The sequence below is a fragment of the Vibrio sp. A1-1 genome (genome assembly GCF_021728175.1).
In the GTDB taxonomy this organism is placed as follows: Bacteria; Pseudomonadota; Gammaproteobacteria; order Enterobacterales; family Vibrionaceae; genus Vibrio; species Vibrio diabolicus.
Window position 1 is genome coordinate 231,707 of record NZ_JAKKCL010000003.1, and the last position, 14,026, is coordinate 245,732.

Genomic DNA, 14,026 nt, shown 5'->3' on the forward strand with positions numbered 1-14,026 from the left:
TAGTAATGGTACCTGTTGTGGTCGCGACATCACCGAGATTGCCTTCGGTCACCGACCCCGTAAACGTGCCCGTCACAACGGGCGTGTCTTCGGTGCCCGTAATATCAATCACGATGTTTTGTTGGGTGCCATCGGTCGCCGTGAGAGTGATGGTATCTTGCACCTGGTCACCCTCGTCCAGCTGTTGAACCTGGCTTTGGTCCAGCGTATACGTCCACTTCCCGTCCACCAATGCTAGCTCACCATAGGTGCCCTTAACGGTGGTGTTTGCAAAAATCGGATCGTCGCCATTATCAACATCAGAAATAGAAATGGTGCCTGTTGCGGTTGCGACATCACCGAGGTTGCCTTCGCTCACCTTGCCGGTAAACGTACCGTCAACAATAGGCGTGTCTTCGGTGCCCGTAATATCAATCACGATGTTTTGGTGGGTGCCATCGGTCGCCGTGAGAGTGATGGTGTCTTGTACCTGGTCACCCTCGTCCAGCTGTTGAACCTGGCTTTGATCCAGCGTATACGTCCACTGCCCGTCCACCAATACCAGCTCACCATAGGTGCCCGTAACGGTGGTGTTTGCAAAAATCGGATCGTCGCCGTTATCAACATCAGAGATGGTGATGGTGCCTGTTGCGGTCGCGACATCACCGAGGTTGCCTTCGGTCACCTTGCCGGTGAACGTACCCGTCACGACTGGCGTGTCTTCGGTGCCCGTAATATCAATCACGATGTTTTGTTGGGTGCCATCGGTCGAAGTGAGAGTGATGGTGTCTTGTACCTGGTCACCCTCGTTCAGCTGTTGAACCTGGCTTTGGTCCAGCGTATACGTCCACTTTCCATCCACCAATACCAACTCACCATAGGTGCCCGTAACGGCAGTGTTGCTGAACACTGGCTCATCGCCATTATCAACATCAGAGATAGTAATGGTACCTGTTGCGGTCGCGACATCACCGAGATTACCTTCAGTCACCTTGCCCGTGAACGTGCCCGTCACGACTGGCGCATCTTCAGTGCCCGTAATAGAGATCACAACTTCATGCTCAGTGCCATCTACAGATAAAACGGTAATACTTCTGATGATTGGGTCACTGTCATGATCCAAAGCCTGCACTTCTTCGTGCTCATTATTCAGCTGATAATTCCAGTTACCGAAAGCATCAATTGAGAAGACGCCCCAATAACTATCTTGAACCTCACTCTGTGATTGGAATAACGCTTCACCTGTATTTGGATCAGTAACACTGAGGTTGCCAGAAGTTCCAAGCGTCACGTCTTCTTGAACGGCACCTCTATCTTCACCATCAATCAACGCTTCAGTTTCACCAAGCTCTGAGGTTGTGAATCGAGAAATATTAAATAGCGTTGTACTTTGCTCTGTCGTCACGCCGGCGGTTTCAAAAAAAGTACTTGCTAGTACTTCTGCCCCCGTTCGTTCAACAGTACCAGAAGCCGTCAAACTTGAACCCGTAACTTCACCAGCTTCAGTAGCATATTCATCACCTAGTTCGCTCGGGTCTTGCCCTTTTTCGATGGCCTCTAATATTTTCGCTAGCTTGTCGGTAGAATCAGTTTGAGCTTCACCTCCTGTGTCAGCAATATATACATGCTGAGGTTGGATCTTCCCCTCTACTAATTCAACGACCACTTCTCCCGGTAACAAGTTTTCTTTAGACGCAAAAGCTTTAATTTGACCATCTAGGCCGATTACAACATAGGTTTGTGCGGTTAATTTTGATGGTCCAACCAAGAGCTTATACCTCATTTAGTAAATACAAAAATCTCAAAGTCCATAAAACTAAGAAAGTAATAAGACTTATTTTCAAGAAGCGATATACACAATTGGGCGTAAGCTAGCATCAATTAACCCATCTAAAACACGCAATTATCCTATCAATAATTTTCATGTTTTAAATTTGTTTTATTTTGCACCGTAAAAACATATGTTATGCGACCTATTTTTAATATTCTTTAAACTTGTCATTAAATTTTCATTGAAATAGCAGCTTACATTCCAAAAAAGCAAACAAAAGGAAACGTTTGCCTTGGGTAATATTAGTAATCTTTAATGTTTATTTTTGAAAAATAACTGGCGTTAAATTATTTGGGGAGATTTTAGTGAAGCTAAGTAATATTAGTATCGCGTGTTTTGGTTTGCTAATACCACTGGTTTCTAGCGCACAAACTTTAGAACAAGCAATAGCGACAACATTTGCAACGAACCCTGATATCAAAAGTGCGTTTAACGAGTATATGAGTAGTCGTTATATTATCGATAAATCACGTGGAGCATATAAACCTAGTCTCGATATTGACACGGGTATCGGTTACGAGAGCATTCACCCTTCCGACTCTACTGGTAAGAGTGATACCGAGATGACCCGCAAAGATATGGCAATTACTCTTACCCAGTTGATCTGGGATGGGTCAAAAACCCTATATGACATTGATCGTACCTCTGCAGATGCAGAGTCTGTGCGTTATCAGTTGCTTGCAGATGCCCAAAATGTTGCGTTAGAAGTCATCAAAGCTTATTTGGATGTAGTAAAAACACAAAAGCTGACTGCGCTTTCCACTAGCAACCTAAACACACATAAGCGAATTTATACTGATATTAAAAAGCGTACAGAGTCAGGAATTGGCTCAGTTGCCGACCTTAACCAGGTTAAAGCTCGTTTAGCAAAAGCTCAAAGTAATGTTTTAGCTGCACAAAATAACCATAAAGACGCTCAAACAGCATTCTTTCGCTTAGTTGGTGAAGCACCAACTAACCTTATTTTTCCGCACGCAGACCAAAACTTTATCCCCAATTCTCTAGACGAGGCCCAATCGCAGGCTTTTGACAATCATCCTGTCATAAAAATAGCACTCGCAGATGTCGATTCTGCCAGGTTTCAATATAAACAAGCAGATGCAAACTATTTCCCAGTCATCTCATTTGAAGCGAAACAAAGCTGGAACGATGATGTAGGAGGAGTAAATGGTCTCAACTCTGAAACACAAGCAATGCTCCGTGTCCGATACAACCTTTACAACGGTGGCCGAGACTCTGCAAACAGTGACAGTATGGCCTACCAACTCAATAAAGCGAAAGACCTCAGAGAGCGAGCATACCGAAGTGTAGAGCAAGAGCTCCGCCTTTCTTGGAGCGCTCTTGAGCTGACTAAACAACAAAAGTCTTTTTTAATACAACACGTTGATTCCATGTCAAACACCGTTATTGCATACCAAAAACAATATCGTATTGGAAAGCGCACCCTACTTGATCTGCTGAACACTGAAAACGAGTTGTTTGAATCACGCAAAAACTACTTAGAAACACAATTCGCGCAGCAATACGCACAATATCGAACCCTGACTTCAACCGGGCAACTTTTAGACGCATTGCGCGTCGACATACCGGAAGCGTGGACTCAATCGGTGGAGTACTAAATACAATGAAAAAGAACCTTCTAATCACTCTGGCTTTAATCATAATGAGTCATCATAGTGCATACGCACAAGATGAGCTGACGTACATTCCTATACCAAAGGCGAATCAGATTGCTGACCTAAACGACTTGGACAAAGATGGTGTGATAAACGCTCGTGATCTTTGCGCAAGCACTCCAATAGGGGCAGAAGTGGACAATGATGGTTGTGAAACCTATTTGCATAAAGAAGAGCAATACCAACTTAAGATTTTGTTTGATAATGACTCTGCTCTTATTAACCAAATTTTTAAAAACAAGATAGATGAGTTGGCTGCATTTCTTAAAAAGTATCCAACCACTTCTATAGAGATACAAGGATACGCAAGTAAGGTAGGACGCGCAGACTATAATTTAAACCTATCTCGCCATCGTGCAGAGAATGTACGCAATCTATTGATAGAAAAGGGAATCCCGGGTGACCGCCTCGCAATTATTGCTTTTGGCGACACACAGTTAGCAGAGCCGGGTATGGATCGTGTCAGCCACGCATTAAACCGCCGCGTTACTGCCACTGTTGTCGGCCAGCAAGGGATGGTTAAAGATGAGTGGACGATATTCACTACCTTCCCAGAAGTAAAATAAACTTATACCCCTGCTTATTTGCATAGATGAGTGGGGGTATTTTTATGTCATTACGCCCAACTAATTAGACACAACTAATAAAACAAACACTAACATTAATCATAACTCACTAATATTATAGTAAAAATTAAAAGTGAGCCTTTGCTCTATATTAGTAGTAATATATTAGAGTCAAAATGAAAACCACCAATACTTTTAAATGGGAAGAAGATAAGCCAATCAATAACACTGAGGGGTTTAAGCAATCACCTTTCTTCACCACAATATGAAATCAATTTATTATATAGCTTTAATAAATCAATCATCTATTGAGGAAACATAATAAAACATGACAGAAACATGTCTTCGTAGATTGAGCCAGTTATTAAAACATTACAAACACTCTCAAACGTATCAGGTAAACCTCGACGATTTAGAACTGGTTTTTTCAACTTCTAGACGCAACATATCTAATATACTGAGAATACTTGACAGCTACAATTGGATCCATTGGGAGCCAGGTCGTGGCCGTGGGAAAGCCAGCACATTAAAAGTGACGGTAACAATACATCAAGCCCTTTACTTTACGATTCGTAATGAAATCAACAATGGTAGCTTTGACGTCATCTCGAGGTTACTTGAGCATTACCGTAGCACTGCTGTAAGCGCACTTAGCCAAGCACTCGCAGAAGTTTCAGAAGAAAACAAAGATTCAAATACACTCATCGTCAGCCAGTATCCTTGGGTAGATGAGCTAACCCCTTCACTGACTTATCGCTTTTCAGAACTGCAGGTAATACGCAGCTTGTATGACACCCTATTTACCGTTGATCACCACGGTCAATTAAAAAATCACCTCGCTTGTGAGTACAAAAATGAAGGCAGTTGTATATATATTTGGCTCCGCCCTGATATCTACTGTCACGATGGGCTACCATTACAAGCAGAAGATGTCGTACACTCTTTAAATAAGCTCGTTACAACAGATGGCCCCGTCCAAAAATTACTTCAGCAAGTCACTCGTATCAGCTTCGATAATGCCAAACAAGCTATACGTATTGACTTAAAGCAGCCTAATAACTTATTCATTTACTGCTTAGCAACCGCAAATGCGTCTATCACTACTCGACGTCAGAAGAGCTTTAAAGGTCGCAGTATCACAATAGGTACTGGCCCATTTGTACTTAGGCATTGGGATACCGACAAAATAGTACTGAAGAAACATCATAACTATTTCGCAAAAAAGGCATTATTGGAGCAAATCACGCTCTCTCATCAAGGGACTGAGCTGGCTCAATACATCAGTTATAATCAGGAAACTGACGATACCGAATGTTATATGATTCAGGCATTTTCTTTTCTAGCACGTAATCGTCGAGCCGAGTGCTCACTAAGCGAGCAAACTTGGCAGCGCCTATTTTCTTTTATCGAGAGTCGTAGATTTGAATTTGCCAAAGCGAATGGCTTGGAAACGATGCACATTCTCGATGATAACTCTCACAACGAGAATATTCCTCGGCTTGAGGGAACGTTGGTCATAACCCATCCAAAGTGGACGATTGATTATTTAAGTAAAGCGAACCAATGGATCGTAGATTTAATCCGTCAAACTGGGTTGCATGTAGAATTTGTGGAGCTAACTGACGCTAGTAATCCTCAACTTGTAAAAGAACAAGCCGACTTGCTCTTTGTCGAAGATGTCATTGAGCCACCTTTAACCTATGGAATTTATGAGTGGCTATTAACAGGTACAGGTATTCGATTTGCTCTTCACTCTGATGAATTTGAACAGCATGTTAATCACGTACACGATGCAGTCTCAGATCCCACGCCTGAAAAACGTTTGGAGGGAATACTCTCAGAGCTCAGAGATGATACAACAATCTTACCATTGTTCTGGGGGCAAGAAAAAATCACCAGAGCGAAAGGTGTAAGCGGTGTTCAACTCCGTAAATCTGGGTACAGTGATTTCTACAAACTAAGAGTCAGAGCCGGACAAGACTAATCTGTTAGAAGCTTCTGTTTGCTAATTACTTTGGTAATCTACGATGTAAGTTTTCAAAATAACGCTTAATCGTACTAAGCGAGCACAAAATTGAACTCACCGACCACACGACCATCAATGTTGACAGGCTCAAACTGCAAATAATCACGGGCTTTTCCGCCCCACCACTCGTTACCAGTTCGCCCTTTCAAATAAAGCTGAGTCGTTAACAGCTCTTTCTCTCCACGCCACAATTTTACGTGGATGTGGGGAGGTCGAGAGCTATATGGAACCGGAAATAACGTTTGAAAAAGGTAATTCCCATCTTCGCCAGTTAAAACTGCACCAAAGCCTGCAAAGTGAGGATCAAACTTATTATTGTTAGGTTGATTCGGGTGATCATAGATGCCTTGTCCATCACATTGCCATATTTCTATTTTCATTTCAGACAATGGGTTTCCTGCTGTATCCATTACCTTACCCTGAAGAAAAATGGGCTCACCAATAAGACCTTTCGACTGCAAAATCAAATTTTGACGAAGTGGCACTGGAACCACGGGATAAAATGGCCCTTCCGTTTGAGGCGGTGTCGGCTTCATTGGGCTAGCGGATTTTAGCGAAGGCGCAAATATTAGCGACCATAAAGCTAAGAAGTGTCGACGTTCCATATCATCACCAGTGATTGTTTACCTTACTTAAGTTTGGTGATTCTTGATGATTTTTCCAGCGTAGCAGTACACTACAACAAACATGCCTCTGTTCAGGGCAACGCTGAACAGAGGCATTTACAAATTAGCTACTAATAATTAAACGGCTTCAAAGGCTAGTGCTTTCTTCTCTACCTGACGGAAGATAAGAGTGAGCAAACCATTTACGGTTAAATAAAATGCGCCTGCAATACCAAATACCGTCAACGTATCGTAAGTTTGTGCGTTAATGCGCTGCGCGTAACCCATCAGATCCATGATCGTAATCGTGCTTGCTAGTGAAGTACCTTTGAAGACTAAAATCACTTCGTTCGAATAAGCCGGAACGGCACGACGAATAGCGTATGGCAGCAGCACTTTTAGCGTTGCGGTTTTGTTCATCCCTAGAGCTCGACACGCTTGCCATTGACCAGAAGGAATCGCGTTAAACGCGCCTTTAAACAGCTGAGTGCTGTACGCCGCGGTATTAAGCGCTAACGCTAACATCGCACAGAACCAAGGTTGGCTTAACCATGTCCAAAAAACACTTTCTCTCACTGCATCAAACTGACCCGGACCGTAGTAAACCAAGAAGATCTGTACCAATAAAGGCGTACCAGTGAACAAGGTGATGATGCCACGGCTTACCCAATGCAAACCCGGAGTACGTAGGATCAGAGTCAGCGTCATCATCAGAGCTAAGAGGCAGCCCACAACCAAGGAAGCGGCGGTCAATTGGAGGCTAGTGCCCAAGCCATTCAGCATTTGCCAAACGTATTGTTCGTTCATGCGGTTGCCTCCTGTCCCATTCTCATGCCTTGAATTGAGAACTTCTTATCAATCAGTTTGACGGCACGTTGTGTAATCAAAGTGATGCCTAGGTAAATCGCCGCAGCGGTTGCGTACCATGTAAAAGCTTCATGCGTCGCTGCCGACGTTAGCTGCGCTTGTTTCAACAAATCCGTTACGCCAATCAGTGATACAAGCGCGGTATCTTTCAACAGAACCAACCATTGGTTAGTTAAACCTGGTAGCGCGTGTCTTACTGCTTGTGGCAAAACAATGCGAACGAAAGCATGTGCCTGACTGATGCCAAGTGCACTTGCTGCTTCTCTCTGCCCTCTTCCAACGGCTTTTAACGCGCCACGTAGAGTTTGAGAAGCATAAGAAGCGAAGATCAGTGACAACGCCACCACGCCAGACAAGAACGGGCTAACTTCAATAAAGTCGCCGGTGATTAAAAACAGAACCTGCGTCGAACCAAAATAGATGAACAACACGACAAGGATTTCTGGCAAGCCACGCACAATCGTCACAAATGCCGTCATTGGCCATTTAACGAAAACGCGGCGAGACATTTCACCACTGGCGAATACCACTGCCAGAATCAAACCGACTAAAAGGCTTGTGAAGGCTAGCTGGACAGTCATCCAACTAGCTTGAACAAGCGATAAAGAGTAACCCGTTAGTGCCATATTACTTACCGAAGTACTTGTTGTAGATTACGTCGTATTCGCCGTTCGCTTTCACTGTTTTCAGTGCCGTGTTCAGCTTGTTCACTAGCTCGTCGTTACCTTTGTTTACTGCGATACCGAAACCGTTACCGAAGTATTTAGGGTTGGTTACGTGCTCGCCCACGTATGCTAGATTGTCTTCTTTCTTGAACCATTCAGCTACGACAGCTGTATCGCCGAATACAGAATCAATACGACCGTTCTTCATATCGATGAATGCGTCTTGGTAGCTAGAGTAAGGAACCGCGGTTACGCCCGGCATTTGCTCAATCAGGTAACTTTGGTGTGTTGAACCGTTTTGAACACCAACGCGCTTACCTTCTAGTGCTTTTTGATCAGCAACTTTTTCTTTGATAGAAACAAACGCTGCTGAGTTCTCATAGTATGCATTCGTGAAATTCACTTGCTCCAAACGCGCCTCAGTAATATCCATTGCAGAGATAGCCGCATCGTAACGTTTGAATTTTAATGCAGGGATCAGGCTGTCAAAAGATTGGTTATGGAAGGTACATTTGGCTTCCATTTCTTTACATAGTGCGTTCGCCAGATCCACGTCAAAACCTTGGATTTGGTTGTTTTCATCCATGTATTCGAATGGTGCGTACGTCGCTTCCATCGCGAATTTGATCTCTTCTTGTGCTGCTGCGTTTGCTGCCATAGTTGCAGAAGAAAGGCCGATTAGTGAAGCTAGTAGAATCTTTTTCATTGCAATACTCCGTGTGTACTTAGTGGGCTGACACTCGCAATGACAGCCGAGCTTATCTGTTAATTAGACTGAACGTTAAAAACGTAATTTAGTGATTTAGGTAGTCGGCAAACTGGGCGGTTTGCGGGTTAGAAAACGAATCATTTGTGCCGTGCTCGACGATGTATCCTTTTTCTAGATACAGTACGTGGCTAGCGATTTTTTTAGCAAAATCGACCTCATGCGTTACTACGACTTGGGTGATGCCAGTTTCGCTTAAATCTTTAATAATCTTAACGACTTGGTTAGTAATTTCCGGATCAAGCGCAGCGGTCGGTTCATCAAAAAGCAAGACTTCCGGTTTCATCATCAATGCACGAGCAATCGCCACACGTTGTTGCTGACCACCAGAAAGCTGCATCGGCCATGCATCCGCTTTATCTGCCAAATGCAGCGTTGCGAGAATTTGCATTGCTTGGTTCTTCGATTCTTCTTTATCCATGCCAGATACTTTTACCGGAGCCTCAATCAGGTTATCCATCACTGTCATGTGCGGCCATAAGTTGTACTGTTGGAACACCATGCCCACTTTACGACGAAGCGCTAAACCTTGCTTCTCTTTGATTTCAGTTGAAAAGTCGAATGCGTCATTAGCGATGTTTAACTGGCCGTTATCCGCTCCTTCAAGAAGGTTAAGAACACGTAGTAGAGAGCTCTTCCCTGCACCACTCGGACCGAGTAACACCAGTGTTTCGCCGCTTTCACACTTAAAGCTGACATCGTGAAGCACTTGTGTCTCACCGTAGGATTTATTGATTCCGCTTACCTGAATAGTCATGCTGACATACCGCATTAATTGTCACTTGGTATTTATATTACTCAATTGGACTTTTTATGCAATAAAAATGTATAAAAATTTAATTTGTTAATTTTTTGTATGATCAGAAACCACCAAGACAGAGTATCTGACTGGTTTGAAGAGTGAGTTTTAACTGAATTTGTTGAAGAAAATCCAACGACATGGTGACGACCGAAACAAGGTTAAAATGGTGGTTACTTTTGTGCTGACGTGTAGAGGAAGTTTTGAGTCGATGAGGATACTCTATTCCAAGCACACCCGCTCATTTTTGCACAGCATCCCCTGTTAGTTTTCCTGTAAAGTCCTCTATGGTAGGGGCCAGATTACGACTTCGCGAATGGACTATAATTTCTCTTTGTATCTGACTCTTAATTTGAGTCATCTAAGTATTAATGGGATAACTCCATGTTGAAGTCGCATTGTTTTTCTCTCGTTACACTCGCTTCTCTGAGCTTGCTTTCTATACCCGGCGTTTGGAGTAGAACAGCAATCGTGTTACCTGGATTGCATGAACAGGGTATTGATCTTCAAGATAAGCCTATCTCTGCTGCGGCTGCACTTGAATGGGAGTTGGATAATGCCGATATCGTGTTTGGAGCTTACGAAAATAAGAGTGATAACGAGCGTGTAAAAGCGCTTGGTTACATGTACAACCAAAAGCTGGAACTTAACTCAGGTTGGCTGGAAAACGATATACGTAACCAAGCAGAAATAAATAACATCGATTATGAGGACTTTTTTCTTCATTTTTCGGAAGACACTATCCTAGCTGAAGTCGACTCAAGCCATGGCGAGAATACTCTACTCAATCGAAAACCGATGATTGTTGGTTATACGGCTAGTGCTGACCACGCCGGTTTTTGGCTATATCAACCACCGCCATGGGATGCTGATGTATTCGGTCAGACGAATAATGGTGGTGCCCTCTATGTTTATCACTCAGAGAAGTTCGACCGCTTAACCCTTACGTTTTCCCAGTTTGCTCAAGGTGGCAACTTCATAATTGAATACCCTTCTGCCATCGATTCGTTTGGTCTGGTAACAGAATGGAAAAGCTTCGCAATTAGAAAAGACAAGACTGAGAACATGACTAAAAACCAAACGGTAAACTGGTCTGTTCCTTCGGATTGGGTTCGCGCTACGACACACGATGGTAGCGGACAAACCTATGGTGGCGGTCAGTATTTTGGGTCCACTTTTTTACGCGACGGCGGCCGCCTTTACGTTGCGAAAATTACTTGGCATGACGACAACATAGAAAACCGCCCACGCCTCGAAAACATTCAACTCAAAGATAGCTTCCCTGTCGCCAATGTCTCAGGAGCACCAACGGAGACACCTGAAGGTCAAACCATTCAGCGCTGGCGACAAATTCGAGGTTTTGACGAATCAGCCGATCGAAACCAAGATAATTATCTTTCTTGGCAAGAGTTCAAGAGCCGCTCAAATAAGAATGCAACCGCACGATTTCGTTGGGAGTCACGCGTTATTCCATTTGGTCGCATGTGGAATCAAACCTCTTCTTGGGCATTAACCAACCTCGGCAATCCCGATCTTGCCAACGCAATACACCACTATTACCAAGCTGAATGGGCGAAACAAGGTTTAAACGGTGCGTACAACGACGATACGAATAAGTTACTCGGAGAAAATCAGTTCTACGTTTATTCCGGTGGTGGGGTGGATGAGCTTGGTTTGTTGGCGGGAAGCCAAGCCGCTGATGATGCATACAAAGCGCAATTCTCGGCGTTCTTGAATAAACTGGCAACGCTGGATGAAGATGCGTTAATTGGCCTCAACATAGGTACGGCAAACTTATTCGGCCGTAATGGGCAAAACCACTTGGTTAACGCTGGCTCCTTGTACTTGCGCGAGCACTACCTTTTCCCTTCTACCGGCTTTAGTGGCTATGCTGGCTTGGCTAAGTTTTGGGATAACTCTGCTCTCGCCAAAGTTGGCCAGAAAGTGATTTATCAAGCAACAACGCGTTATGGTCGCGTTCAATACTTTGGTAACACACAAAACAATTGGAAGCAGGACCAATATTCTGCACTAGCGGTGTTCTACTTAAACTATCACCCTGAGCGCAGTTACTTTAGTCAGTGGAATAATGGTTACGTATATGGAAGCAATAACACCACCGGTAACAACTTCTGGAAGGCAGGCGTACCAAAGAATATTGCTTATCAACCTAGCACCTTGCTTGCCATCGATTTAGGTACGCCGGCCAATCAAATCCCAGATGGGTATCAGGCGACTCCGCTAATGATGTCCACCAGCACGCCCTATTCCGCCGATTACACGGTGATTGGAGATGCTTCTATGAGCAAAGTGGCTCATCCTGACTTGCCTAATGGCGCTATCGATTTGTTACCAACCCATACGTACTTTGCGTATCGCTCAGAAGATACGGTAGTGATGCATGGCCCTACGGAGATGGTGTTAGCTCGCGAATTTACTAAAGGCCGAGTGCTGTATCGGACTGATTTCTTTGGCAAGAATATCGATTATTTCTCCTCACCGAAGATAACTATCGCACTTCCAGAGTCTATGCGACCTGTAGATCAAGACGGTAACATCGGCGACTATGTTTCTCACATTGAGCTCGGCGGCTACGAAGGGGTGTTCTTGCTGTATTAACTCCCTTTCAAACACTCTCACTCAACGCTTCATAAATCGCCGTTTTTATGCTTAACGTCACTGAAAAAACCTTGTTCACTGAATCTTTATAAACCGATGTATATACTGAAGTAAATGACAACGACAAGGAAATTCAGTCACATGAAGACCACACCTTCAATGCTCTCTGTTCTGCTGCTATCAGCATTATCAACTCATGCAAATGCGGATGAATGTGGAAAAATAACCATCGCGGATATGAATTGGAATTCGGCCAGCTTAATGGCGCACATCGACCAATTTGTCTTAAATGAAGGCTACCAGTGCGATGCGGAATTGATCCCTGGTGATAGCGTTCCTACGGGCACCTCTATGATTGAAAAGGGACAACCTGACGTTGCGCCAGAGTTATGGACAAACGGCATTAAAGAAGCGCTTGATAAAGGCATTGCTGATAAACGCTTGCGCATCGCTGGTGAGTCGCTTGTCAATGGCGGTGAAGAAGGGTTTTGGGTTCCCGCCTATCTGGTAAAACAGTATCCAGAGCTCGCGACGATAGAAGGCGTCATTAAACACGCCAAGCTGTTTGAACACCCTGAGGATGATGACAAGTTCGCCTTTTATAGCTGCCCTGCTGGTTGGACATGCCAAATCACCTCCGGTCACTTGTTTAATGCATTAGGGTTAAGTGAGCACGGCTTTGAGATGGTTGACCCAGGCTCTGGCGCAGCATTAGCTGGCACCATCGCCAAAGCCTATGATCGCAAAATGCCTTGGTTTGGTTACTACTGGTCACCAACACCCGTATTGGGCAAGTATGATATGGTCAAAGTGGATTTTGGTAGCGGAACAGATTTGGAAGAGTATCGCAACTGTACCACCCAGCCTGATTGTACTTCTCCCAAAGTAACAATGTACCCACCTTCTCCAGTTCGCACAGTAACAACTGAGGCGTTTGCGAACAAAGAACCCCAAGCATTCGCGTACTTGCAGAAACGCGGATTTACCAACGAGCAAATGAGTGAAATGCTGGCCTGGATGGAAGATAACTACGCAGATGGTGAAGAAGCGATGTTTTACTTCTTTAATACCTACCCTGACTTATGGAAAGGTTGGGTATCTGAAGACGTAGCGATGAAGATCGAAAAAGCGCTCTAGTGATTGACGTCTAACTCGTACCAAATAATTTAGCCTCCCATATCGTTTGAATAAATAGTATTGGAGGCTAATCAACGATTCGTTAATACATGGTGTGACCATTCAATGTTTCTTTAGGAATCTCTTGCAGAGCGTCCCAATGTTCGACGATTTTCCCATTATGATCAAAACGAAAGAAATCTATCGTCACGTATTCAATATCATTAGGCCATGTTTGGTGAGTGTGTAGTGCCACCAAATTCCCTTCAGCAATGGCTCGCACAAACGTAATGTCTTTATTGGGATACTCGTTTTGCATCCGCTCAAAATACTCGATAAAAGCCTCGGGGCCATTTCCAACTAATGGATTGTGCTGAATGTACTCATCGCCAACGTAGTCTTCAACTGCCTTTTTTGGATTACCTCGATAGGCGGTTTCGTAAAACGCAATGGCATTTCTTTTGTTCTCTTGCAGGTCCATTTTTCTTCCCTATGTCGCTCTACTTGGTAT

Annotated in this window: 12 protein-coding genes; 5 read left to right on the forward strand and 7 right to left on the reverse strand. The window is 44.0% G+C overall.

Going from position 1 to position 14,026, the window contains the following annotated elements; all coding sequences use genetic code 11:
* Positions 1 to 1,747, reverse strand: a 1,747-nt coding sequence (locus tag L3V30_RS07995; protein WP_237308660.1) for a VCBS domain-containing protein, incomplete at its 3' end; no start/stop codon positions are given.
* A 368-nt stretch (positions 1,748 to 2,115) separates the two neighbouring features.
* Here L3V30_RS07995 and L3V30_RS08000 point away from each other — a divergent pair.
* The 3 genes from L3V30_RS08000 (at position 2,116) to L3V30_RS08010 (ending at position 6,036) form a co-directional block, all read left to right on the forward strand.
* Positions 2,116 to 3,429: a TolC family outer membrane protein gene (locus tag L3V30_RS08000; protein ID WP_237308661.1), complete on the forward strand. Its 1,314-nt coding sequence runs from the start codon at positions 2,116 to 2,118 to the stop codon at positions 3,427 to 3,429.
* Between the two features lie 5 nt (positions 3,430 to 3,434).
* Positions 3,435 to 4,052 carry an OmpA family protein gene (locus L3V30_RS08005; protein WP_237308662.1) on the forward strand — a complete coding sequence of 206 codons (618 nt, stop codon included), beginning with the start codon at positions 3,435 to 3,437 and terminating at the stop codon, positions 4,050 to 4,052.
* Positions 4,053 to 4,380: 328 nt separating this feature from the next.
* Positions 4,381 to 6,036: an ABC transporter substrate-binding protein gene (locus L3V30_RS08010; protein ID WP_237308663.1), complete on the forward strand. Its 1,656-nt coding sequence runs from the start codon at positions 4,381 to 4,383 to the stop codon at positions 6,034 to 6,036.
* Positions 6,037 to 6,110: 74 nt separating this feature from the next.
* Here L3V30_RS08010 and L3V30_RS08015 read toward each other — a convergent pair whose 3' ends face one another.
* From L3V30_RS08015 to artP, 5 genes are all read right to left on the reverse strand, one after another.
* On the reverse strand, positions 6,111 to 6,683 hold the full coding sequence (locus L3V30_RS08015) for a protocatechuate 3,4-dioxygenase (RefSeq protein ID WP_012842497.1): 573 nt from the start codon (positions 6,681 to 6,683) through the stop codon (positions 6,111 to 6,113).
* 138 nt (positions 6,684 to 6,821) lie between these two features.
* The gene (artM, locus tag L3V30_RS08020; RefSeq protein WP_237308664.1) at positions 6,822 to 7,490 is read right to left on the reverse strand and encodes an arginine ABC transporter permease ArtM; all 669 of its coding nucleotides are present in this window, start codon (positions 7,488 to 7,490) and stop codon (positions 6,822 to 6,824) included.
* Positions 7,487 to 8,176 carry an arginine ABC transporter permease ArtQ gene (artQ, locus tag L3V30_RS08025; RefSeq protein WP_237308665.1) on the reverse strand — a complete coding sequence of 230 codons (690 nt, stop codon included), beginning with the start codon at positions 8,174 to 8,176 and terminating at the stop codon, positions 7,487 to 7,489. The genes artM and artQ overlap by 4 nt, the downstream gene beginning before the upstream one ends.
* 1 nt (position 8,177) lies before the next feature.
* Complete coding sequence (locus L3V30_RS08030) at positions 8,178 to 8,921, reverse strand: arginine ABC transporter substrate-binding protein (protein ID WP_005390934.1); 744 nt, start codon at positions 8,919 to 8,921, stop codon at positions 8,178 to 8,180.
* A gap of 88 nt (positions 8,922 to 9,009) precedes the next feature.
* Entirely contained in the window at positions 9,010 to 9,738 is a 729-nt protein-coding gene (gene artP / locus L3V30_RS08035) for an arginine ABC transporter ATP-binding protein ArtP (RefSeq protein WP_346014788.1), read from the reverse strand.
* A gap of 426 nt (positions 9,739 to 10,164) precedes the next feature.
* Here artP and L3V30_RS08040 point away from each other — a divergent pair, with 426 nt between their 5' ends.
* Positions 10,165 to 12,399: a hypothetical protein gene (locus tag L3V30_RS08040; RefSeq protein ID WP_237308667.1), complete on the forward strand. Its 2,235-nt coding sequence runs from the start codon at positions 10,165 to 10,167 to the stop codon at positions 12,397 to 12,399.
* 141 nt (positions 12,400 to 12,540) lie between these two features.
* Complete coding sequence (locus L3V30_RS08045; protein WP_005390942.1) at positions 12,541 to 13,536, forward strand: ABC transporter substrate-binding protein; 996 nt, start codon at positions 12,541 to 12,543, stop codon at positions 13,534 to 13,536.
* Positions 13,537 to 13,618: 82 nt separating this feature from the next.
* Here the strand turns inward: L3V30_RS08045 and L3V30_RS08050 are convergent, their stop codons facing one another.
* On the reverse strand, positions 13,619 to 13,996 hold the full coding sequence (locus tag L3V30_RS08050; protein WP_237308668.1) for a nuclear transport factor 2 family protein: 378 nt from the start codon (positions 13,994 to 13,996) through the stop codon (positions 13,619 to 13,621).
* Between the last annotated feature and the right edge of the window lie 30 nt (positions 13,997 to 14,026).

What these genes read in the sequence shown, in the direction of transcription:
- L3V30_RS08005 (WP_237308662.1), top strand. Translation starts at nt 3,435, where the DNA reads ATGAAAAAGAACCTTCTAATCACTCTGGCTTTAATCATAATGAGTCAT.
- L3V30_RS08010 (WP_237308663.1), top strand. Translation starts at nt 4,381, where the DNA reads ATGACAGAAACATGTCTTCGTAGATTGAGCCAGTTATTAAAACATTAC.
- L3V30_RS08015 (WP_012842497.1), bottom strand. Translation starts at nt 6,683, where the DNA reads ATGGAACGTCGACACTTCTTAGCTTTATGGTCGCTAATATTTGCGCCT.
- artM (WP_237308664.1), bottom strand. Translation starts at nt 7,490, where the DNA reads ATGAACGAACAATACGTTTGGCAAATGCTGAATGGCTTGGGCACTAGC.
- artQ (WP_237308665.1), bottom strand. Translation starts at nt 8,176, where the DNA reads ATGGCACTAACGGGTTACTCTTTATCGCTTGTTCAAGCTAGTTGGATG.
- L3V30_RS08030 (WP_005390934.1), bottom strand. Translation starts at nt 8,921, where the DNA reads ATGAAAAAGATTCTACTAGCTTCACTAATCGGCCTTTCTTCTGCAACT.
- artP (WP_346014788.1), bottom strand. Translation starts at nt 9,738, where the DNA reads ATGACTATTCAGGTAAGCGGAATCAATAAATCCTACGGTGAGACACAA.
- L3V30_RS08040 (WP_237308667.1), top strand. Translation starts at nt 10,165, where the DNA reads ATGTTGAAGTCGCATTGTTTTTCTCTCGTTACACTCGCTTCTCTGAGC.
- L3V30_RS08045 (WP_005390942.1), top strand. Translation starts at nt 12,541, where the DNA reads ATGAAGACCACACCTTCAATGCTCTCTGTTCTGCTGCTATCAGCATTA.
- L3V30_RS08050 (WP_237308668.1), bottom strand. Translation starts at nt 13,996, where the DNA reads ATGGACCTGCAAGAGAACAAAAGAAATGCCATTGCGTTTTACGAAACC.